This window comes from Pseudomonas sp. 7P_10.2_Bac1 (assembly GCF_025465935.1).
Lineage (GTDB): Bacteria > Pseudomonadota > Gammaproteobacteria > Pseudomonadales > Pseudomonadaceae > Aquipseudomonas.
The window spans coordinates 49,435-71,192 of record NZ_JANLNV010000058.1; the positions used below are offsets into that span (position 1 = coordinate 49,435).

At 58.2% G+C, this 21,758-nt stretch carries 17 protein-coding genes and 1 riboswitch; of the genes, 7 read left to right on the top strand and 10 right to left on the bottom strand.

The annotated features are described in order from the left end of the window. Positions 1-99 precede the first annotated feature (99 nt). From NTD86_RS10085 to NTD86_RS10110, 6 genes are all read right to left on the bottom strand, one after another. Positions 100-1,575, bottom strand: a complete 1,476-nt coding sequence (locus NTD86_RS10085; protein WP_262202057.1) for a mannitol dehydrogenase family protein — start codon at positions 1,573-1,575, stop codon at positions 100-102. A gap of 30 nt (positions 1,576-1,605) precedes the next feature. Further along, positions 1,606-2,709, bottom strand: a complete 1,104-nt coding sequence (locus NTD86_RS10090) for an ABC transporter ATP-binding protein (RefSeq protein ID WP_262202058.1) — start codon at positions 2,707-2,709, stop codon at positions 1,606-1,608. Between the two features lie 22 nt (positions 2,710-2,731). Beyond that, positions 2,732-3,565 carry a carbohydrate ABC transporter permease gene (locus NTD86_RS10095; protein WP_262202280.1) on the bottom strand — a complete coding sequence of 278 codons (834 nt, stop codon included), beginning with the start codon at positions 3,563-3,565 and terminating at the stop codon, positions 2,732-2,734. Between the two features lie 7 nt (positions 3,566-3,572). Further along, entirely contained in the window at positions 3,573-4,499 is a 927-nt protein-coding gene (locus NTD86_RS10100) for a carbohydrate ABC transporter permease (RefSeq protein ID WP_262202059.1), read from the bottom strand. Between the two features lie 113 nt (positions 4,500-4,612). Then, positions 4,613-5,923: an ABC transporter substrate-binding protein gene (locus tag NTD86_RS10105; RefSeq protein ID WP_262202060.1), complete on the bottom strand. Its 1,311-nt coding sequence runs from the start codon at positions 5,921-5,923 to the stop codon at positions 4,613-4,615. A 141-nt stretch (positions 5,924-6,064) separates the two neighbouring features. Then, the gene (locus NTD86_RS10110; protein ID WP_262202061.1) at positions 6,065-7,000 is read right to left on the bottom strand and encodes an AraC family transcriptional regulator; all 936 of its coding nucleotides are present in this window, start codon (positions 6,998-7,000) and stop codon (positions 6,065-6,067) included. Positions 7,001-7,093: 93 nt separating this feature from the next. Here NTD86_RS10110 and cobF point away from each other — a divergent pair, with 93 nt between their 5' ends. Next, entirely contained in the window at positions 7,094-7,855 is a 762-nt protein-coding gene (gene cobF, locus NTD86_RS10115) for a precorrin-6A synthase (deacetylating) (RefSeq protein ID WP_262202062.1), read from the top strand. Positions 7,856-7,970: 115 nt separating this feature from the next. After that, positions 7,971-9,959: an acyltransferase family protein gene (locus tag NTD86_RS10120; RefSeq protein WP_262202063.1), complete on the top strand. Its 1,989-nt coding sequence runs from the start codon at positions 7,971-7,973 to the stop codon at positions 9,957-9,959. On the opposite strand, the gene NTD86_RS10125 is transcribed toward NTD86_RS10120, so the two are convergent. After that, positions 9,956-11,245, bottom strand: a complete 1,290-nt coding sequence (locus NTD86_RS10125; protein WP_262202064.1) for a glycosyltransferase family 4 protein — start codon at positions 11,243-11,245, stop codon at positions 9,956-9,958. The genes NTD86_RS10120 and NTD86_RS10125 overlap by 4 nt on opposite strands. 141 nt (positions 11,246-11,386) lie before the next feature. Next, positions 11,387-11,586, top strand: a riboswitch (cobalamin riboswitch). A 93-nt stretch (positions 11,587-11,679) separates the two neighbouring features. On the opposite strand from NTD86_RS10125, the gene cobW reads away from it, so the two are divergent. From cobW to NTD86_RS10145, 4 genes are all read left to right on the top strand, one after another. Next, positions 11,680-12,750 carry a cobalamin biosynthesis protein CobW gene (gene cobW, locus NTD86_RS10130; protein ID WP_262202065.1) on the top strand — a complete coding sequence of 357 codons (1,071 nt, stop codon included), beginning with the start codon at positions 11,680-11,682 and terminating at the stop codon, positions 12,748-12,750. Between the two features lie 3 nt (positions 12,751-12,753). Next, positions 12,754-16,524: a cobaltochelatase subunit CobN gene (cobN, locus tag NTD86_RS10135; RefSeq protein ID WP_262202066.1), complete on the top strand. Its 3,771-nt coding sequence runs from the start codon at positions 12,754-12,756 to the stop codon at positions 16,522-16,524. A 94-nt stretch (positions 16,525-16,618) separates the two neighbouring features. Further along, positions 16,619-17,626, top strand: a complete 1,008-nt coding sequence (locus NTD86_RS10140; protein ID WP_262202067.1) for an ATP-binding protein — start codon at positions 16,619-16,621, stop codon at positions 17,624-17,626. Positions 17,627-17,736: 110 nt separating this feature from the next. Continuing rightward, the gene (locus NTD86_RS10145) at positions 17,737-18,279 is read left to right on the top strand and encodes a vWA domain-containing protein (RefSeq protein WP_315974737.1); all 543 of its coding nucleotides are present in this window, start codon (positions 17,737-17,739) and stop codon (positions 18,277-18,279) included. A gap of 76 nt (positions 18,280-18,355) precedes the next feature. Here NTD86_RS10145 and NTD86_RS10150 read toward each other — a convergent pair whose 3' ends face one another. Then, on the bottom strand, positions 18,356-18,622 hold the full coding sequence (locus NTD86_RS10150; protein ID WP_262202068.1) for a hypothetical protein: 267 nt from the start codon (positions 18,620-18,622) through the stop codon (positions 18,356-18,358). Positions 18,623-18,972: 350 nt separating this feature from the next. On the opposite strand from NTD86_RS10150, the gene NTD86_RS10155 reads away from it, so the two are divergent. Continuing rightward, positions 18,973-20,298 carry a sigma-54 dependent transcriptional regulator gene (locus NTD86_RS10155; protein WP_262202069.1) on the top strand — a complete coding sequence of 442 codons (1,326 nt, stop codon included), beginning with the start codon at positions 18,973-18,975 and terminating at the stop codon, positions 20,296-20,298. A gap of 360 nt (positions 20,299-20,658) precedes the next feature. Here NTD86_RS10155 and NTD86_RS10160 read toward each other — a convergent pair whose 3' ends face one another. Then, on the bottom strand, positions 20,659-21,186 hold the full coding sequence (locus NTD86_RS10160; protein WP_262202070.1) for an AAA family ATPase: 528 nt from the start codon (positions 21,184-21,186) through the stop codon (positions 20,659-20,661). Further along, on the bottom strand, positions 21,183-21,746 hold the full coding sequence (gene pnuC / locus NTD86_RS10165) for a nicotinamide riboside transporter PnuC (protein ID WP_262202071.1): 564 nt from the start codon (positions 21,744-21,746) through the stop codon (positions 21,183-21,185). Before pnuC ends, NTD86_RS10160 begins: the two co-directional genes overlap by 4 nt. Positions 21,747-21,758: the final 12 nt, after the last annotated feature.

The following is a 21,758-nucleotide window of genomic DNA, read 5'->3' on the forward strand; positions in this document are numbered from 1 at the left end:
TCTCCCGGAGGGAGAGGGGACTAAAGGTCAAAGCAGATAGATGCAGCACCAGCGATCAGCTCCCTCTCCCGTTGGCAGTGGGCTGAGGTGAGGGCGCTCTTACAACTGCGTCAACCTCTCCAGTGTTCCGCTAACCCCCACGTCACGCAGACTGTTCAGGCACCACTCAAACGCCGCCACGAATTGCGCGGATTGCGGGATCGCCGTGCCAAAAATCTCCTCTACCCCCAGCAAACGCTGCACGATGAGCTCATCATCAGCCACCAGCGCCTGACAGAACTGCGCCCGTGGATCCGGAATCGCGTACGTCTGGCCGGTTTCATCAACGCCATTGAGGTACAACGCCCAAGCCGCGACTACCAAGGCGGCACGCTTCAACTCCCCACCGTCGGCAATCAAGCGATTGATGGTCGGTACGGTGAACTTGGGGAATTTCGACGAGCCGTCAGAGCACACACGCTCCAATTGGTCGGCAATCGCCTGATTGGAGAACCGCTCCACCAGCGTGTTTTTGTAGACCGTGAGGTCAATGCCCGGCACGGGGGCCAGTTGCGGGGTGACGTCTTTGTCCATGTAGGCGCGCATGTACGCCACAAACAATGGGTCGTTCATGGTGTCGTGGACAAAGCGATAACCCTTCAAAAAGCCCAGATAGGTCAGCGCCAGGTGGCTGCCGTTGAGCAGTTTGATTTTCATCTCTTCATAGGGCGTGACGTCGCTGGTGAGCTGCACGCCCACCGTTTCCCAGGCCGGGCGACCGTTGCCGAACTTGTCTTCCAGCACCCATTGGATGAACGGCTCGCACACCACCGGCCAGGCATCGTCGATGCCCAGTTGGTCATGCAGTTGCAAGCGGTGAGCGTTGCTGGTCATGGGGGTGATGCGGTCGACCATCGCATTGGGGAAGCTGACGTTAGCGGCGATCCAGTCGTGCAATTGCGGGTTGCTTAGGGCGGCAAACGCCAGCAGGGCTTTGCGGGCGACGTTGCCGTTATGCGGCAGGTTATCGCAGGACATCACGGTGAACGGCGGGGTGTTGTTGGCACGGCGCAGGGCGAGGGCCGCACACAATACGCCAAACACCGTGCGTGGTGCTTCTGGGTTGGCCAGATCCTGCTGGATTTGCGGCAACGAGGCCATGAACTCGCCGTTGCTGTCGTCGATGCAGTAGCCGCCCTCGGTGATGGTCAGCGAAACAATACGAATTTGCGGGCTGGCCAGTTTGTCGAGCACTGCTTGAATGCTGTCTTCGGCCAACAACATATCGCTGATCGACCCGATGATGCGGCTTTGCGTGTCGTCACTGTCGCCCAGTTCAAACAAGGTATAGAGGTAGTCCTGGCCCGCCAGGTCATCACGTACTTTGCGGTCTTCCGGGCGCAGCCCGATGCCACAGATACTCCAGTCCAGATCGCGTCCCTGATCCATCAGCGCGTCGGTGTAAAACGCCTGGTGCGCGCGATGGAAGCCGCCGACCCCTATGTGTGCGATGCCGTGCTGCGTATCGCTGGCCAGGTAGGTAGGTTTGGCTACTTTTGGGGTTAGATTGTCGAGGTTGCGACGGTTCAATTTCATGGGTGCGATCTCAAAAAAAGCGCGTCAATGTCAGGCAGCAGCGCGCAAGGAACGGCTAATGGCCAGTCCTTGGGCATCAAATAAATGGCAGTGTTCACTGTTCAGATGCAGGTGCAGTTGTTCGCCGTACTGGCTCGCCATATCGCCGCGAATCCGCATGGTCAGGGGCTCACCGCAGGCGGTCACTACGTGGCAATAGGTGTCACTGCCCAGCCGTTCACCGACATCGGCCGTGACGGTCAGAGTGCACTCGCCGGGCTTCGCCAGGTTCAGGTGTTCGGGGCGAATGCCCAGCGTCACCTCACTGCCCAGGCTCAGCGAAGGGCCGCTTAATGGCAGTTGAACGCGCGTGCCCGCATCCAGCGAGACTTCGCAGCTTTGGCTGTCGAGACGGCTGATCTTGCCTTTCAAAAAGCCCATTTTCGGCGTGCCGAGGAAACCTGCGACAAACAGGTTGACCGGGTGGTGGTACAACTCCAGCGGCGAGCCGACCTGTTCGATTTTGCCTGCGTTGAGCACTACTACTTTGTCGGCCAGGGTCATGGCCTCAACTTGATCGTGCGTGACGTAAATCATGGTTGCCTTGAGCTCCTGATGCAGACGCGCCAGTTCCAGGCGCATTTGCACCCGCAGCGCTGCATCGAGGTTCGACAAGGGTTCGTCAAACAGGAAGATCTTGGGGTTGCGCACAATCGCCCGGCCAATCGCTACGCGTTGACGCTGGCCGCCGGACAACTGTTTGGGTTTGCGTTCGAGCAGGGGCCCCAGTTCGAGGATGCGCGCCGCTTCGTTGACCTTTTTCTCGACCTCAGCCTTGGGTACGCCCGCCAGATCCAGTGCAAATGACATGTTCTTGCGCACGGTCATGTGCGGGTACAGCGCGTAGGTCTGGAACACCATTGCCAGGTCGCGCTTGGCCGGGCTGACCTCGGTAATATCTCGCCCGTCCAGGGCAATGGTCCCGCCGGTGACTTCTTCCAGCCCGGCAATCAGCCTTAGCAGGGTGGACTTACCGCAGCCTGACGGCCCGACAAACACCACGAATTCACGGTCATTCACCTCAAGGTCAATGCCCTTGATGATTGAGAGTCCTTCGAAGCCTTTTTGCAAATTCTTGATTTTCAGGTGGGCCATGATGGGCCTCCAGTCATTGTTGTTATTTAACGGCGCCGAAAGACAAACCGCGCACCAATTGCTTCTGGCTGATCCAGCCGAAAATCAGGATCGGCGCACAGGCCAATGTCGAGACCGCTGACAATTTGGCCCAGAACAACCCTTCAGGGCTTGAGTAAGAGGCGATCAACGCGGTCAGCGGGGCAGCGCTGGAGGACGTCAGGTTTAACGACCAGAAGGCCTCGTTCCAGCACAGGATCAGAGACAGCAACAGGGTGGATGCCAGACCCCCCTTGCTGATGGGCAGCAAGACACGAACCACCTCTTGCCACAGCGTGGCACCGTCGAGACGGGCGGCTTCGAGGATGTCCTTGGGGATGTCCTTGAAGTAGGTGTAGATCATCCAGACCACGATCGGCAGGTTGATCAGGGTGTAGATAATGATCAGCGCAACACGGGTGTCGAGCAGGCCGAAAGTCTTGGCCAGCAGGTAGATCGGCATCAGCACGCCCACCGGCGGCAGCATTTTGGTGGAGAGCATCCACAACAACGTGCCTTTGGTGCGCTGGGTTTCATAGAACGCCATCGAGTAGGCTGCCGGGACCGCAATCAACATGCACAGGGCGGTGGCGGTGAATGAGATCACCACCGAGTTCCAGGCAAAGTGAAAGTAACCACTGCGCTGTTCAATGTGCAGGTAGTTCTCCAGCGTGGGGGTGAAGATAAATTGCGGCGGCGTGGCAAACGCGTCGAGTTCGGTCTTGAAGCTGGTCAGCACCATCCAGAAAATCGGAAAGAAAATCAGGATCGCGATGGCCCAGGCCAGGGTGCCGAGCAGCACGCTTTGCAGGCGGCGGGTTTGTTGAAGTGTCATCAGCGGATCCTCACGACTTGTCTGTCAGGTTTTTGCCCAGCATGCGCACCAGAATGATGGCGGCGATGTTGGCAATGACCACGGCGATCAACCCGCCGGCCGAGGCCATGCCGACGTCAAACTGCACCAGCGCCTGGTTGTAGATCAGGTACGCGAGGTTGGTGGAGGCGTAGCCGGGGCCGCCGTTGGTGGTGGTAAAAATCTCGGCGAACACCGACAGCAGGAAGATGGTTTCAATCATCACCACCACAGCAATCGGGCGGGCCAGGTGCGGCAAGGTGAGGTGCCAGAAAATCGCAATTGGCCCGGCGCCATCCAGGCGGGCGGCTTCCTTTTGCTCCTGGTCCAGTGACTGCATGGCGGTCATGAGGATCAGGATCGCGAAGGGCAACCATTGCCACGACACAATGATGATGATCGACAGCAGCGGGTAGTGCGCCAGCCAATCCACGGGCTGGGCGCCGAAGAGTTTCCACACCGCTGCCAGAATTCCGGACACGGGATGGAAAATCAGGTTCTTCCAGATCAACGCGCCGACGGTGGGCATGATGAAAAATGGCGAAATCAGCAACACCCTGACAATGCCGCGGCCCAGGAAATCCGTGGCCTCCAGCAGGGCACTGATCAATACGCCAAACACCACGCTGATCAGCAACACGCTGCCCACCAGCAGCAAGGTATTGGTGGCGCCGGGCAAGAAGCCCGAATCGGTCAGGAAGTAGGTGAAGTTTTCCAGCCCCACAAACTGGTTTTCACCGGGGTACAGCAAGTTGTAGCGGATCAGTGAAAAGTACAGCGTCATGCCCAGCGGCACGATCATCCACAGTAGCAACAGTGCCACTGACGGTGAGACGAGAAACCAGCCGGGGTTCAGCAATCGGGATTTACGCGCCGGTGGCGAGGCGTCGATGGCTGTCGTAACAGTCGAAGTCGTCATGGAAAGCACCTGAAATTGAGCGGGTCGATCTACTGTAAGAGCGAGTTCGTCGCGCGATCTTTTGACCTTCTAAAAGATCGCGAGGCAAGCTCGCTCCTGCAGGGCACGTAGGCTTACTTTGGATAACCCGCGCGTTTCATTTCGCGCTCGGTGGTCTGTTGCGCTGCCGCCAGGGCTTGATCCACCGTGGTCTGGCCAATCAACGCCGCCGAGAACAACTTGCCCACCTGCGTGCCGATGGCCTGGAACTCAGGGATCGTCACCAACTGAATGCCCACATAAGGCACCGGCTTGAGGGTCGGGTCTTTAGGGTTGGCGGTTTTCAGCGACTCCAGTGTGATGCTGGCAAATGGAGCGGCCTTTAGATAAGCATCGGTGTAGGTCGAATTGCGTGTGCCTGGCGGCACATTGGCAATGCCGTCTTTATCAGCGACTAATGCGGCGTACTCTTTTGAGGTTGCCCATGTGCTGAAGGTTTTTGCGGCGTCTTTGGCTTTAGAGCTGGTTGGGATGGCCAGCGCCCAGGAATACAGCCATGCACTGCCTTTGTCGGTGACTTGGTGCGGGGCAAAGGTAAAGCCGACATGATCAGCGACTTTGCTCTGGGTCTTGTCGGTGACAAACGATCCAGCGACGCTGGCATCCACCCAAATCGCGCATTTACCACTGTTGAACAGCGCCAGGTTCTCGTTGAAACCGTTGCTGGTGGCGCCCGGCGGGCCTGACTCTTTCATCGTGTTGACGTAGAAGTTCAAGGCGTTCTTCCACTCGGGGCCGGTGAATTCCGGTTGCCATTTCTCATCGAACCAGCGCGCACCGTAGGCGTTGGCAAGCGTACCGATCAAGGCCATGTTCTCGCCCCAGCCGGCTTTGCCCCTCAGGCAAATGCCGTACTGTTCCTGGTCGGGCTTGTTGAGCTTTTTGGCAAACTCGGCGATCTGTTCCCAGGTCGGGTGCTCAGGCATGGTCAGCCCGGCGTCCTTGAACAGGTCGGTACGGTAGTAAGTCATGGAGCTTTCAGCGTAGAACGGCAGGGCGTAGAGCGTGCCATTCACTGACAGGCCGTCGCGTACCGACGGGAACACGTCTTCAATTGCATAAGCGGCAGGCAGATCGGTCATGGGTTCGAGCCAGCCCTTGGCGCCCCACAGTGCAGCTTCGTACATGCCGATGGTCAGCACGTCGAATTGCCCACCCTGGGTTGCGATGTCGGTCGTCAGGCGTTGGCGCAGGACGTTCTCTTCCAGGACCACCCAGTTGAGCTTGATGTCGGGGTGCTCGCTTTCGAAGGTTTTCGAGAGCTTTTGCATGCGGATCATGTCGCTGTTGTTGACCGTGGCGATGGTCAGGGTCTGCGCGCCCAGGGCAATGCCGCTGAGGGTCATGCAAGTCGCCACACAGAACGCTTTGACAGGAATATTCATTGAGCACTCCTCTTCATCGGCCTTGCGGCGTTTGAAGGACGGTTATTGTTTTTATAACTGCGGGTCTAGAGCCCCGCACGTGGGCTGATTACAGCCCTCAATCACCGTCGTGACAAAGCTTTGGCAACACTGCAACCGATACTATTTTGCACTGCGCAAACGTTCGCTCAGCACCGGCAGGTTTTGCTCGGTCAAACGTTGGACGGCAAGGCGCCTGTAGTGTGATGGAGTCATCCCTTTGAGCTGCTGAAAGCGCCGATTGAAGTTGGAAATATTGTTGAATCCAGACTCAAAACAGACATCGGTGACGGCTTTTTCACCATCGGCCAGCAACTCGCACGACTTACTGATGCGCAGGCGGTTCACAAATTCAATAAAGCACCGCCCAGTGGCCTGCTTGAACACCCGGGAGAAATAGGTGGGTTTCATGCCCATGTAAGCGGCTACTTCTTCGAGCGTCAGCTCGCGGCCGTAGTGAGTAAAAATATAATCCACGGCACGGTTGGTGCGGTCGATGGTGTGTTCGTCGGCCAGGTGCCCAGCTGTCACCCCGGACAACAACTGGTAATCATCGCAGTCAGCCAGCAATTGCAGCAGGATCAAAAAATGCCCCAGGCGGGTGGTGCCCGTGGAATCGGCAATGGCCTGCATCAGGTCGACCGCCCGGCGCAGGGTGTTCTTGCAGCGAAACTCGATGCCGTACTGTGCACGCTCAAGCATTGGCGTCAGGGTTTTAAGCTCGGCAAATACTGAACTGGCGTTTTCCAACATCTCATCGGTGAAATTCACCAGCATGTCGCGCAAAGGCACCACTTCATCCTCGGCGACCTGGCTGATCCAGTTGTGCGGAAGATTGGGTCCGGTCAGAAACAGCGTTTGCGGGTAAAAATTGCCGATATAGTCGCCGACAAACACCTTGCCACTGCTGGCCATAATCAGGTGCAGTTCGTATTCCTTGTGGAAATGCCAGCGAACCAGGGGGCAGGGGAAACCATGCTGTCGATAAATAATCGACAGCCCGTTATGGTCGTCCATCAATTCGTAAGAAGGGTCGGTAGCTCTGGCGAGTCGTGTCATGATTTCGCGCTTGTTAGAGGTGTTGTCGGCTGATCATGCCGCCTTATCAACTTTCCTACCAGCAACGGTGATATTTCTGCGGGATAACACACCATGAAAACACTGCTTTTGATCGGCATCGGGGCCGGTGATCCGGAGCACTTGACCGTGCAGGCGATTAACGCACTGAATCGCGCTTCCGTGTTTTTTGTGCTGGACAAGGGCCAGACCACAGACGATCTGGTGCGTCTGCGTCTGGAAATCTGTGAGCGTTACATCCGCGAGCCTGGGTACCGGGTGGTTCAGGTCAGCGATCCGCAGCGTGATAGCACAACGCTTTCGTACATTCAGGGCGTCGAAGACTGGCATGAACAACGCGCCGACCTATTTACCCGCCTGATTGAACATGAAATGGCTGACGGTGAGTGCGCAGCCTTTCTGCTGTGGGGGGAGCCAGGGTTGTATGACAGTACCTTGCGTATTTTGGAGCGGGTCCGGGCCAATGGCTGCAGCCCCTTCGACTACGAAGTGATCCCCGGTATCAGCAGTGTGCAAGCCCTGGCCGCCCGGCATCGGGTGCCGTTGAACGGTATTGGACAGCCCATTCGTATCACCACCGGGCGCCGTCTGGTGGCCGATGACCTGGACAACGTGGTGGTGATGCTGGATGCCCACTGTGCGTTTCAGGCGTTTGTGCAGGAAAACCTCGATATCTATTGGGGCGCTTACATCGGCACTGCGGACGAACTGTTGATCGCAGGCAAGCTGGAGGATGTCTGCGAACAGATCAAGCAGGTCCGTGAGGCCGCCCGACAGCGAAAAGGCTGGATCATGGATACGTACTTGTTACGTAGGCGCGAGGAGAAATCGCATTGAGGGACGTTCATTAGATCTGCGTCCTACGCATAAAAGGGATTGTGATTACGGCGCTCATCCGGGTTGGAAGGTTAGTTTCGCTGCGTGCTACTGACCTCCGACAAGGAAACCAACCATGCGTGAGCCTCTGCGTGCTTACATCCCCGCAATAGACGGTCTACGCGCAATTGCGGTGCTGGCGGTCATTATTTTTCATGCCGATTACCTGGACTTTCTTCCCGGAGGATTTACCGGAGTCGATCTGTTTTTCGTGATTTCCGGGTATGTGATCAGTCAGTCCCTGAGCCAGCGTAGCCACGCCGACTTCCCCGGCTTTTTAATGGACTTTTACCGCCGCCGGTTTTTACGGATCTTGCCGGCGCTGCTGGTGGTGCTGTTAGTCAGCTTTTTGCTTGGCGCCTTGTTTGTGCCGCAGTTCTGGCTCAGTGATCAAATCCACAACACTGGGTTGGCAGCCTTCCTGGGCGTAAGCAATGTGCTGCTGGCCTCGGTCACCGACAGCTACTTTGCTCCTGGTAATGCCCTTAACCCGTATGTGCACACTTGGTCCTTGGGAGTTGAAGAGCAGTTTTATCTGGTTTTTCCTGCGCTTTACCTCATCTGGCTACGTTTCAGGGCGCGCACCCAACTGGTATGGGCGCTGTTGCCGGCAATAGCTGGCGGCTCATTGGCAGTCAGCGCCTGGCAGACCCATACCGATCAGCTATCTGCCTTTTACTTGCTCACGGGGCGCTTTTGGGAATTGGCGGCAGGGGCTTTGTTATTCCAGGCCGTTGCAGAACGACACGGCGCCATTCGCTCCAAGCTCGTAGCCAACGGGCTGCTGGGTTGCGGCTTCGGGTTGCTGGTGGTGGGTTTTCTGTTTGCGGAGGCCAAAGGCTTTCCGTTTCCGTGGGCGATGATCACGGTGGCCGGAGCGCTATTGAGCATCGCGGCCGTGGTATTGCCCGCAGAAGGTTATGGCGCGGTGGGGCAACGCTTACTGCAAGCCCCGTGGCTTACATACATCGGTCGTTTGTCTTATTCGCTTTACCTGTGGCATTGGCCGGTGCTGGTGTTTGTGCGATGGACCGTGGGGGCTGAATGGTTGATCGTGCAATGGCTGTATCCAGCGGTGGTATTTGCACTGGCCGCCGCTACTTATCGCTTTATCGAAACACCGTTACGGTCTGGCCAAAGCTTCTGGCAAAGGCGTGCCTGGGCAACTGTGATAGTGAGCCTCGCCGCAATCGTGGCGTTCGGTGGCTGCGCTTGGTGGATCAGTCAACACACTGAGCGCCTGTCACTGAGCCAGACACGCGACAGCTACACCTGGTACGCCTACAAGCACTTTCCCCGAGAGCCAGTTGAGCCCGTCAGCCATCCAAATCTGTCCGGGCGCCAGTTGTTCGTGATCGGTGATTCGCACACGGCGGGCTATCGGACATTACTTAAGTGGGCATCCCTCAAGCTGGGGATCAAGATCATTGAGTACGAGCAGGGCGGTTGTGGCGTAGTCAACTTGATGACTGCTGATCCGGCGGGCTGTGCCTCGCGCCGCGAAGCTGACTTGAAACACCTGCAAGCGCAGGCGAAACCTGGCGACATTGTGTTGCTGGCGTCTTTGCGAATGCCCCAGCTTCAGGGGCGCAACTGGGCCCTTGGGGACGACGCGATGGTGAGCGAGATCCTTGGTGAGCAGACACCAGGCCGCAGTCTTGCCGCTCGGCACTCAGCCGAGACGCTGTTAGCCCGTCTGCAAGCCGCGGGCCTGAACGTATTGATCGACGCCCCCAAACCGATATTCAAAGCCCCCGCGAACCGTTGTTCGGATTGGTTCAACCATATGAATCCGATCTGTGCCGCGGGCCTGACCATCAATCGCGACGTACTGGAACAACTGCGTGCCCCACAAATGCGCCTGTTGGGGCACCTGCAGCGCGAGTATTCCAACTTGTACGTATGGGACCCGTTCCCGCTGTTATGCCCCGATTCGCTTTGCTCTGCGTTTGACGTTAGCCAGTTGCCGCTGTTTTTTGACTCAAATCACCTGAGCGGCCATGGCAACCGGGTACTCGAGGCTTCTTTCAGCACTGCACTGCTCAGCATATGGGGCAAACCTTAGACGCGGTTTTTCGCCTCGATCCACTGCGACATGTACTGGGTGCTTTTGTGCTGGTGGTGACGCAGCATGGCGCCGGTGAAGTTATTGCGTCGGTGCTGCTCTAGCCCGGCAAGGCAGGCGTTGATGCGCTGCACCAGCGCCGGGCCATGCTCGCGCTGCAAGTAGCGGGCTTGCAGTAAAGTTTGCCCATTGTGTTGCGCCTGGAGCCAGGCTTGTGGGTTCTGGTACAACTCGACGGCTGCGGCAGCAATGGCGCTGGCGCTCTGGGCAATGGCGCCGGCCCACGGCAGTTCGCCGTGCATGCCTTCGGCGCCGATCGGAGTGGTCACGTTGGGCGTACCGCAGAGCATGGCGTCGGCAATCTTGCCTTTGATCCCGGCACCGAAGCGCAGGGGCGCTAGACAGATACGGGCATTGCTCATCACCGCCAGCGCGTCTTCGGCCCAGTTCAACACGTGAAAGCCTTGCTTGGGGTTGTGCAGTGCAGTGGCCTTGGGCGGGGTGTAAGCGCCATAAACGTGTAATTGCGCCTCGGGCAGTTGCTGGCGGATCAACGGCCAGATATGGGTTTTCATCCATAACACCGCGTCCCAGTTGGGCGCATGCCGGAAGTTACCGATGCTCAGGAAGTGCTGGCGCTGTTCAAAAGGCACGAAGGCGTCCGGGACGCTTTCGACCATTAGCGGGCACCAATGCAGCAAGGCCTTGGGCACATGGAACTGCTCGACCAGCAGATCAATCTCGTACTCGGAGATCATCAGATTTAAATCACTGCGGTAAATCGCGGCAATTTCCCGTTGGGCCAGGTCGGCATCGGCCATGTGCTCGAAGGTTTGCACGGGGGAAGGGGCGAACAGCGGGCTGAAGTCCTCCTGCTCAGTGTTGTCCTTGAGATACGCCTTGAGCTGTTGCTGGCGGGCGTCACGCAGGCTTTGCAAGTCGGAGGTTTCGAGTACCCGCAAGGCATTGGGGCAGTGTTTCTCGACTCGCCAGCCGAACTGCTCCTCCATCATGAAACGGTCAAACAGTACGATATCCGGAGCCAGATCGCTGATAAAGGCATCGAAGCTGCTGTTATTGAGCTCGATCGTGACCTCATCAATGCCCAGCGCTGCCAGATCGGCCTTGTGTTCACCAATCCCGGCGGGGCTGCTGAATGTAATCTGCCAGCCTGCCTGCAAAAAGCTCTCGATGATTTGCATCATGTGCCCGCCCGCTGCGGAGGAGAGTGGCTCGGGCCACACGTAACCAATAATCAGGACGCGGGTAGGGCGGGACAACGGCATGGGAGATCCTTGAAGCAGGCGGGCTGAAAAAGCGCTGATTGTCGCGCAGTCGGTTGTTTAAGGCCAATTCGTTTGTGGGGCCGAGCGATGGCAGCGTGTGCTGGATACGTACCTCGACATTGACCTGTTACAACGCACTGCGTAGCCTTGCACGTTCGAGGTTCTTCGCACTGCGAAGCTAAGACGGGAACGCGGTATGCCGCGGCTGCCCCCGCAACTGTAAACGGTCAATAACCCTGCCAGGCCACTGCTGATTCAGCGGGAAGGCGCAGGGCAGAGGTCAGCCTGGCGCAGACTTCCAGCCGTGAGCCAGGAGACCTGCCTCGTACCAGATTCTTACTTCAACCGGGCGGGGTGATCCGGTGGCGAAGAGTAACCGCACACACCGGGCGGTTCTCGTCCCGTATGCCCGCCGCTTTGCCAAAGGGCATCCGATGAAAACACTGGCCAAAACCCCCGTCACTATCGTTACCGGCTTTCTCGGCTCGGGCAAAACCACCTTGCTGCGCCATATGCTGGACAACGCTCAAGGTCGTCGTATTGCGGTGATCGTCAACGAGTTCGGTGAGCTGGGCATCGACGGTGAAATCCTCAAGCAATGTTCTATCGGTTGCACCGAAGAAGAAGCCAACGGCCGCGTCTACGAGCTGGCCAATGGTTGCCTGTGCTGCACCGTGCAGGAAGAGTTTTTCCCGGTGATGCGTGAGCTGGTTGCCCGTCGTGGCGACATCGACCACATCCTGATTGAAACCTCGGGCCTGGCGCTGCCAAAGCCGTTAGTCCAGGCCTTCCAGTGGCCAGAAATCCGCAGCGCCTGCACCGTCGACGCCGTGATTACCGTAGTCGATAGCCCAGCGGTGGCACGCGGCACCTTCGCAGCATTCCCGGATCAGGTTGACGCCCAGCGCAAACTCGACCCGAACCTTGACCACGAATCGCCGCTGCACGAACTGTTTGCTGACCAACTGGCCAGTGCAGACTTGGTAATCCTCAATAAAACCGACCTGATCAAGCCTGAAGACTTGGCCAAGGTCCGTGCCGAAGTTGCCGAAGAACTGCCACCAGCCGTCAAAATCATCGAAGCCAGCAGCGGGCGCCTGCCGCTGGACGTGCTGCTGGGCCTGGGTGCCGGTTCTGAAGACCATATCGACAGCCGCCACAGCCATCACGACCATCACCATGATGGCGATGATGACCACGACGATCACGACCACGACGCCTTTGACTCGATCTCCATCGAGCTGCCGCAAGCAGAAGAGCGTCTGTTGCTGGATGCGCTCACTGCGCTTGTGGTCAAGCATGACATCCTGCGGGTCAAAGGCTTTGCCGCGATCCCGGGCAAGCCGATGCGCCTGCTGATTCAGGGTGTTGGGACGCGCTTTGACAAACACTTTGACCGTGCCTGGGGCAGCGACGAAGCCCGTACCACCAAGCTGGTATTGATCGGTCAGGACCTGGACGCCGCCTTGCTCGAGTCCAGCCTGCGCCAAGCGTTGGGTGCATAAACCATGCATTTGCTCAGGACCCAGCCCGGTGGCTTTGTATCGGACGACAACATTGCCGACTTGGGCCAGACACCCGCCGAGCTGGTGATCCTGTGCAGCGGTGATTCAAGCCTGGCACTGCTCGCGGACGCCGCGCAGCAGTTGCCTGAAGATTATCCAAGCCTGCGTCTGGCCAACCCGATGCAGGTGCAAAACCATGGCTCGGTCGACCTGTATGTCGATCAAGTGCTGCAACACGCCAAAGTGATCCTGCTGTCGTTGCATGGCGGGATTGGCTATTGGCGCTACGGCATTGAACGCCTGATGCAACTGGCCGAGCGCGGCGTGACCCTGATCCTAGTGCCGGGGGATGATCGTCCCGACCCGGAACTCAGCGCATTGAGCACCGTGCCCGCCGAACATGCCGAGCGCCTGTGGCACTTTTTGCGCCAGGGCGGGCGGGCAAACGCGCTGCAGCTCTATCGTTGCCTGGCCAGCCTCTGGTTGGGCCGAGATTACCCGTGGGGCGAGCCGCAGACCTTGCCGCGCACGGCGATTTATCACCCGCAGCACGTCAACGCCGACCTTGCCCACTGGCAGGCCGATTGGCAGCCCGGACAGCCGGTGGCGGCATTGCTGTTCTATCGCTCGCACTTGCAGGCGGCCAATACCGCGTTTGTCGATGTGTTTTGCCAGCGTTTACAGGCGGCCGGGCTTAATCCTTTGCCGATGGCGGTGGCCAGCCTTAAAGAGCCGGGCTGCCTGACAGTGGTTCAAGACCTGCTCGATGAGGTAGAAGCCGGGATCATCCTGAATACCACCGGCTTTGCCCAGTCCAGCCCGGAAGCGCCGCATCTGCGTCCGTTCCGGCGCAATATCCCGGTGATTCAGGCTATCTGTGCTCAAGACAATGAGCCCGGCTGGCGCGACAGCGAGCAAGGCCTGGGCCCGCGCGATTTAGCGATGCACATTGCCTTGCCCGAGCTGGATGGGCGAATCATCAGTCGTCCCATCAGCTTCAAAGATCTGGCTTGGCGCAGCGAGCGCAGCCAGTCAGACGTAGTGTGCTACCGCGCCCAACCCGAGCGTATGGACTTTGTCGCCGACCTGGCACGGCGCTGGGTCGAATTGGCCCGTATTCCCAACTCGCAAAAACGTATCGCCCTGATTCTTGCCAATTACCCGACCCGCGATGGGCGAATCGGCAATGGTGTGGGCCTCGACACCCCGGCGGCGGCACTGAATATTTTGCGCGCCCTGCAAGCCCAGGGTTACCCCCTTGAAGATGTACTGCCTGATTCTGGCACTGCGTTGATTCAGGCGCTGTTGGGCGGAGTCAGTAATGATCTGGACAGCCTTGATCTACGGCCATGCCATCAGAGTCTGGGGCTGGATGAGTACTGGGCGATGTTCAATCAGTTGCCCGAAGCCAATCGTCAGGCCGTGATCGAGCGCTGGGGTACGCCGCAAAACGATCCGATGTTCCGCAGTGGCCGCATGATGATTGCCGGGCTGCGCTTTGGTTTGACCTTTATCGGCATCCAGCCCGCCCGTGGTTATCAGGTGGATGCCAGCGCGGTGTATCACGATCCGGACCTGGTGCCGCCGCACGCGTATCTGGCTTTTTACTTCTGGTTGCGCCACACCTATGGCGCTCACGCCGTGGTGCATGTGGGCAAACACGGCAATCTGGAATGGTTGCCGGGCAAGGGCGTCGGTCTGTCTGAAGAGTGCTGGCCAGATGCGATTCTCGGTCCGCTACCCAATGTTTACCCATTTATCGTCAACGATCCGGGCGAGGGCGCGCAGGCCAAGCGGCGGACCCAGGCGGTGATCATCGACCACTTGATGCCGCCGCTGACCCGCGCCGAAACCTACGGCCCGCTGCGGGATCTGGAACTGTTGGCCGATGAGTATTACGAAGCACAATTGCTGGACCCGCGCCGTGCCCGGGAACTGCAACGCGACATCCTCAAATTGGTGCGTGACACCCACATCGACCGTGAACTGCAGCTTGACGAGAATCTCGACAGCGACGCAGATGCGGCTATTTGGCTGCCGCGTCTGGATACCTATCTGTGCGACCTCAAAGAGTCGCAAATCCGCGACGGCCTGCATATTTTCGGTGAGTCACCCAACGGGCGGTTGCGCATCGATACCTTGCTGGCCTTGCTGCGTATCCCGCGTGGTGATGGCCGTGGCGCTCAATCCAGCCTGCTGCGGGCGTTGGCCAAAGCCTTTGAGTTGGGGTTTGATCCGCTGGATTGTGCGCTGGCCGAACCCTGGACTCAACGTCAGCCGCCGGCACTACAAGCCGTCAGCGAGGCGCTGTGGCGCACTGCTGGAGATGCCCGCGAACGTCTTGAATTGTTCGCTGCCCAGTTAATCGAGCAGGCACTGGACGGCGTTTTGCAATTGCCAGATGGCGAGCAGTGGGGCGAAGTTGGTGCCATTGTCGAGGCCTTGCTGGACGTAGTGGCGCCGCGTCTGGACGCCTGCGGGCCGGCGGAAATGCAAGGTTTGCTGGACGCTCTCAACGGGCGTTTTGTTCCTGCCGGGCCAAGTGGCGCTCCGAGTCGCGGGCGGCTGGATGTTCTGCCCACCGGGCGTAACTTCTTTTCCGTTGACGTGCGCAACCTGCCCACAACTACCGCGTGGCGTATCGGCTTTCAGTCTGCGAACCTGATTTTGGAGCGTCATCTGCAAGACCATGGCGATCACTTGCGCCAACTGGGCTTGTCAGTGTGGGGCACGGCCACGATGCGCACCGGCGGGGATGACATTGCCCAGGCCATGGCATTGATGGGTGTTCGCCCGGTCTGGGCCACAGGCAGCCAGCGAGTCGATGACTTCGAGATTTTGCCGATTAGCCTGCTCGACCGCCCTCGGGTAGACGTGACCTTGCGGGTTTCGGGGTTCTTCCGCGATGCCTTTGCCAACCTGATCCGTCTGTTCGACGCGGCTGTACAGGCCGTCGCTGCGCTGGATGAACCGGATGATCTGAATCCGCTGGCGGCTAAAGTGCGCAGCGAACGCGAGCAGTTGGAGCGTGACGGTCTGGCCCCAGAAACAGCTGCGCGTCAGGCCGGCTGGCGTATTTTCGGTGCCAAGCCTGGTGCCTATGGGGCCGGGGTACAAAATGCGATTGATGGACGCTTGTGGCAAAGCCGCGAGGACTTGGCCGAGGTCTACCTTAATTGGGGGGGATACGCCTATGGCGGGGCGGATGAAGGCACGGCCGCCCGCGAGCAGTTCGCGCAGCGCTTGAGCCAGGTGCAGGCGGTGGTGCAGAACCAGGATAACCGCGAGCACGACCTGCTTGATTCCAACGACTATTACCAGTTCCAGGGCGGCATGCTGGCAGCGGTTGAGAGCCTGAGCGGTACTACGGCGGCCAGCTATCATGGCGATCACAGCCAGCCGGACTTGCCCAAGGTGCGTACTCTCAAGGAAGAGTTGAACCGGGTGATCCGCTCCCGTGCGGCCAATCCCAAATGGATTGAAGGGGTTAAACGTCACGGCTATAAAGGCGCGTTCGAGATGGCCGCGACCCTCGACAACCTCTTTGCGTTTGACGCGACCACCCAGTTGATCGAAGACCACCAGTACGCATTGCTGGCAGATGCGTATTTGCTGGACCCCGACACCCGTGATTTCGTCCGGCAACATAACCCCCACGCGTTGCGCGACATGACCGAGCGCTTGCTGGAAGCCCAGCAACGCGGTCTGTGGAGCGAGCCGGGAGAGTACCGCGAGGCGCTGGAAAACCTGTTGCTGGACATAGAAGAAGACTGATTTTTCTTCTGCAGGAGAGGGCTTGTGATCTTTAAAAGATCGCGAACAAGCTCGCTCCTACAGAGGGAAGTACCTATATGAAAGGGCTTTACACATGACGAACACCCCGCATTTCCCGCTTTCGGCGGTGGTCGGCGCAGATCCATTGAAACTGGCGCTGTGCCTGACGGCGATTGACCCGAAGATCGGCGGAGTGTTGATCGAAGGTCCGCGCGGCATGGCCAAGTCAACGCTGGCCCGGGGGTTGGCTGATGTGCTTGCCGGCGGGCCGTTTGTCACCTTGCCGTTGGGCGCTACCGAAGAACGCCTGGTGGGCACCCTCGATCTGGATGCAGCGTTGGGTCAGGGCAAGGCGCAGTTTTCCCCCGGGGTACTGGCCAAGGCTGATGGCGGTGTGTTGTATGTCGATGAAGTTAACTTGCTGGCCGATCACTTAGTGGACGTGCTGCTGGATGTTGCCGCCAGTGGCACCAACGTAGTGGAGCGTGATGGTATTTCCCATCGGCACGCGGCACGGTTTGTACTGATTGGCACGATGAACCCCGAAGAAGGTGAACTGCGCCCGCAACTGCTGGACCGTTTTGGCCTGAACGTGGCCATGAGCGGCCAGCCGCAACCGGCCGAACGCGGTGAAATCATCCGTCGTCGCTTAGGGTTTGATAGCGATCCGCAAGGTTTCTGTGCGCAGTGGGAACCGGCACAGGAGGCATTGCGTCAACGCTGCCAGCAAGCTCGCAGCCGCTTGCCGCAGATCGCCCTGGATGATGATTCACTGGCCGTGATTGCCGAGCGCTGCTTTGCTGCGGGCGTGGATGGTCTGCGCGCCGATCTGGTCTGGTTGCGCGCTGCGCGCGCTCATGCCGCATGGCGGGGCGCAGGCGCTATCAGCCTGGAAGACATTGATGCAGTAGCCGAATTTGCCTTGCGCCATCGTCGCCGCGAACAGCCGCCACACGCTCCAAGCCCGGATCAGCCTGAGCCGCAATCCCAGTCGGCGGGCAGCTCTGGGCGTTCCGGTCAAGGCCAGTGGGGTGAGCTGCCTGCACAGCCACAAGCCATGGGCGCTCGCCGAGAAGTACCGAGCTGGCCAAAAAAGCCTTAGGCATCCGCCCTCGCTCAACGCCGGGGGCGGATGCCAGACCTCAGCCAGGCGTACTTGAGCAGGGTAAGCACGGCGCCAGTCGCAGTGCCGAGAGCGGGGCAGTTGATTGGGTGCAGACCCTGCTGCGTGGCCGCCCTCATTCACGCGAGGACCTTGCCCACAAAACCCGTCAACAGGCTGCACAGGAACTATGGCTGGTGGTGATTGATGCGTCGGCTTCAACCCGCAGGCACCAGGCCCTGAGCGATGCCAAAGGCTTGCTGGCTCAGTTGTTTGAAGACGCCTATCGGCAACGTGCGCGCATCGCGGTGATGACCGCCAGCGGTAGCTCACCACAGTGGCACGTCAGCGGAACCAAGGCGTCAAAGGCTCTGGATAATTGGCTGATCAATCTGGGGGCGGGTGGTGGGACGCCGTTGCTGGAGGCTTTGCAAGAGGCTGGGCGTTGGCTGGGTGTGCGTCGAAAACAGTTCCCGCAGGAGCTGCAGCGCTTTTTACTGGTAACAGACGGCCGATTGAAGGAAGGGCCCGAGCTGCCACGGTTGGATTGTACGGGGTTGTTGATTGATATCGAGCGCGGCCCGATTCGGTTGGGGCGTTCAGTGCAAATAGCAGCGGATCTGCAAATCGATTACCGCCATATCGACACCTGACTTGCTGACGCCAGGAGCGAGCTTTTGATCTTTTAAAAGATCCCCAGGTAAGCTCGCTCCAACACGTGCGGAGCTGTTAAGCCGGTATTACCCAAGGTTGAAGTGCATAGCCTTCATCGCTCAATTCGTTGCGGGTCTGGGCCAGCAGGTTTTTGAACTGGGCGGCATCGGCCCAGGCACTGCGCGAGATCTGTTTGTGACCGATACGGTTGCTGGTGCGGTCAATCACGGTCAGGCTCAACTCGCCCTGGCCATTGGGCGCTTCCCAGGCAACGCACTGGAAAGGTTCAAAGGCGTGGCCGGCAATCAAAAGTGCTTCGTTGATACGGAGCGGGGCGTTCATAGTGTCGTCTCTCATGTGTGCCCATCAAATGATTAACCGTCGGCTGGGCGTACCGTTCGGTTGGTTACTTGTACTGATGTCCCGAGACCGGCTTCAGGTCACACACGCCTGTCATTTTTTTTAATTTTTTTTAACCCGCCTCGATTTCAATCACTTTTGGACCGTTAGCCATATCCACTTAAATAGTTGTTACTGCGGCAATATGTCTCTTTGAGTTGGCAAATCTCAATTGGCTATTAGCGTTATAAAAAAACGGTACAAGGCCTACTCATTGAGTAGCTAACGTTACGCTCACCGTTATCAACACTTTGTTTTTCCACCTTTTTGTTCACTCACGTGAAGACGCCTCCATGCTCGCAATGTCATCTCCTCGACGTCTGTTAGTTGTTGATCCTTTTGAAGATTGCCACCAGTTATTACCCGGGCTTCAAAGCATTGGCTGGTCAGTGGACAGTTGCAGCCTGGAATCCGTGAGTGATCGCCCGTGTGACGTGGGTTTGTTCCGGTTGTTACCCGAGCACCTAGAGCGGCCTGATGCGCTTAAACAGATGATTAACCGCAGTGGTACGCAATGGATCGCCGTTGTAAGCCCTGACGTGCTCAAACTCAAAAATGTCGGCAACTTCGTTTATGAATGGTTCTTCGACTTCCATACCTTGCCCTTTGATGTGCCGCGGATGCAGGTCACGATTGGTCGGGCGTTCGGCATGGCCCGCTTGCATGACAAGATGTTGAACCCGGCCGATACCCAACCCCATGAGTTATTGGGCGAAAGCCGCTCCCTGCGCGAGTTGCGCAAGCTGCTCGGCAAATTTGCCCCTACCGAGTCACCGATCCTGATCCGTGGAGAGAGCGGCACCGGCAAAGAGCTGGTTGCCCAAACGCTGCATCGCCAGTCTCTGCGCCACGACAAACCCTTTATCGCGATCAATTGCGGCTCAATCGCCGAACATTTGATTCAATCCGAGCTTTTTGGCCACGAAAAAGGCGCATTTACGGGTGCTTACCAGCGCAAGATCGGGCGTATTGAAGCGGCCAATGGTGGCACGCTGTTCCTCGATGAAATCGGCGACTTGCCGCTGGAATTGCAAGCCAATCTTCTGCGTTTCCTGCAGGAAAAACACATTGAACGGGTCGGCGGTGGTGAATCGATACCCGTTAATGTGCGTGTGCTGGCAGCCACCCATATCGACCTCGAAGCCGCGATCCTGTCCGGCCGCTTTCGTGAAGATCTGTACTACCGGCTCAACGTTTTACAAGTCTCCACGGTTCCCCTGCGGGAGTTGCATGGCGACCTCAGCTTGTTGGCCAACCACTTTGCCCGATTCTACAGCCAAGAAATCGGACGCCGCCCACGTTCGTTCAGCGAGAGCGCGCTGGTCGCGATGGGCAATCATGTGTGGCCAGGCAATGTTCGCGAACTGGCCAATCGCGTTCGACGTGGGCTGGTCATGGCCGAAGGCCGGCAAATCGAAGCCGCAGATCTGGGCCTGGAGTCGTACGCCAATGCCCCGCTGGCAATGGAAACCCTCGAAGACTACAAGCACCGGGCCGAGCGGCAGGCGCTGTGCGATGCATTGCTTCGCCACTCCAGTAACCTGAGTGCTGCAGCCAAAGTGCTGGGAGTGTCCCGGCCTACTTTTTATCGGCTGTTGCACAAGCACCAAATTCGCTAGGACTCGGTTGTTGTGCGGCGGCAAACAGAGCGGCAAGGGCGTAGGCCAATGGCTTTAGAGCGTCAGTTGATTTCATTGCAAACTCCGTTTTCATGGCCGACCAGAGTGATGCGTGTCTTATTCAATTGAACACTGTTCATTACAAGAGCAATTCACATGCCGCTTTTAATAAGTCTTATAAAACAATAAGTTATGAACGATATTTAAATACTGGTCGAAACGGTGTTTCAAACTTGAACGCCAACAGGTGTTAAACCGCTTAACGCTGTATCACGGTCATTACAGTTTTTGCCTTAGAACAGAAAGCCTCAGTTTTTACAGGGTTTTGCAGCGTATGGAGTGTTTCAATAACGGACACGTTCAAGGTTCAGCGAGCAGACGTTGCACGGCTGCAAAGGCCTGACGCTGTCGAGTCGGCCAGTCACCCGTAATGATCTGCAGGGGTTGCTGGTGGCGTTCGAGCCACTCTCGGCTGGCATTGAAAAACCGTTGTCGCTCGGCCAGCAGCGGTTGGCAGCGTTGACCGTCTTGCCTCCATTCCACCTCGTCGGGTGACAGCAGCAAATGCAGGTCGTAGTGACGGCTGAGCAACTGCGGCTCCAGCCAGTCCGGGCAGTCGCCAAACAGGGTTTGGCTCCAGAGTATGTTGCTCAGCAAGTGAGTATCCAGAATCAACAATTCAGGCTGCCGGGTACGGGCCTGATCTTCCCAGTCGAGTTGCCCGCGGGCGATGGTTGGGATGTCGGCCAAGCAAGTATCACGGGGGTTCTGCTCAATGAAGTAGCGCACATATTCGCCCACCATCACGCCACCAAAATGGGCTTGCAACTGCGCTGCGAGCCAGCTTTTGCCGCTGGATTCCGGCCCTGCCAGTACCACCACTTTCATGTGCGCAGCGCCGGGTCCAGGCGCCAGTCACGCCAGCCCTGGATGGCGATGACCGTGAACAAGGCATACAGCCCGGCGGTCAGGTACAAACCTTTGTAGATAAACAGGCCAACGAAGATCACATCCACGACAAACCAAAGCGCCCAGCACTGCAGACGTTTCTGCGCCATCCACAGCTGCGCGACCAGACTGAACGCCGTCAGCGCTGCGTCAAGCCACGGCTGTGCGGCGTCCGTCCAGTGGGCCATCGCGGCACCGAGCGCCAGGCTGCCGATGGCGCCAATGCCCAGGCCAAAGGAAATTTGCCGTGCATTCAGCGACGTCACTTGCCGGCCCTGATGCTGTGCTCCGGCGCGAGTCCATTGCCACCAGCCATATAACTGCAAGACGGCATACACCACTTGCAGCAACATGTCCGAATACAGCTTTACCTCGAAGAAGATCCAGCTATAGAGCAGCACCATCACCAGCCCAATGGGCCAGCACCAAGGGTTTTGCTTGACCGTTAACCAGACGGCGATCACGCCGAGTGCGGCGGCAAACAATTCAAGCCCGGACATGGGTAACCCTTG

Bases quoted from the DNA above. Each gene is read 5' to 3' on its own strand.
- NTD86_RS10100 (WP_262202059.1), bottom strand. From the start codon at position 4,499: ATGACGACTTCGACTGTTACGACAGCCATCGACGCCTCGCCACCGGCG.
- pnuC (WP_262202071.1), bottom strand. From the start codon at position 21,746: ATGTCCGGGCTTGAATTGTTTGCCGCCGCACTCGGCGTGATCGCCGTC.
- cobW (WP_262202065.1), top strand. From the start codon at position 11,680: ATGAAAACACTGGCCAAAACCCCCGTCACTATCGTTACCGGCTTTCTC.
- NTD86_RS10085 (WP_262202057.1), bottom strand. From the start codon at position 1,575: ATGAAATTGAACCGTCGCAACCTCGACAATCTAACCCCAAAAGTAGCC.
- NTD86_RS10110 (WP_262202061.1), bottom strand. From the start codon at position 7,000: ATGACACGACTCGCCAGAGCTACCGACCCTTCTTACGAATTGATGGAC.
- NTD86_RS10160 (WP_262202070.1), bottom strand. From the start codon at position 21,186: ATGAAAGTGGTGGTACTGGCAGGGCCGGAATCCAGCGGCAAAAGCTGG.
- NTD86_RS10150 (WP_262202068.1), bottom strand. From the start codon at position 18,622: ATGAACGCCCCGCTCCGTATCAACGAAGCACTTTTGATTGCCGGCCAC.
- NTD86_RS10090 (WP_262202058.1), bottom strand. From the start codon at position 2,709: ATGGCCCACCTGAAAATCAAGAATTTGCAAAAAGGCTTCGAAGGACTC.
- NTD86_RS10140 (WP_262202067.1), top strand. From the start codon at position 16,619: ATGACGAACACCCCGCATTTCCCGCTTTCGGCGGTGGTCGGCGCAGAT.
- NTD86_RS10105 (WP_262202060.1), bottom strand. From the start codon at position 5,923: ATGAATATTCCTGTCAAAGCGTTCTGTGTGGCGACTTGCATGACCCTC.
- cobF (WP_262202062.1), top strand. From the start codon at position 7,094: ATGAAAACACTGCTTTTGATCGGCATCGGGGCCGGTGATCCGGAGCAC.
- NTD86_RS10155 (WP_262202069.1), top strand. From the start codon at position 18,973: ATGCTCGCAATGTCATCTCCTCGACGTCTGTTAGTTGTTGATCCTTTT.
- NTD86_RS10125 (WP_262202064.1), bottom strand. From the start codon at position 11,245: ATGCCGTTGTCCCGCCCTACCCGCGTCCTGATTATTGGTTACGTGTGG.
- cobN (WP_262202066.1), top strand. From the start codon at position 12,754: ATGCATTTGCTCAGGACCCAGCCCGGTGGCTTTGTATCGGACGACAAC.
- NTD86_RS10120 (WP_262202063.1), top strand. From the start codon at position 7,971: ATGCGTGAGCCTCTGCGTGCTTACATCCCCGCAATAGACGGTCTACGC.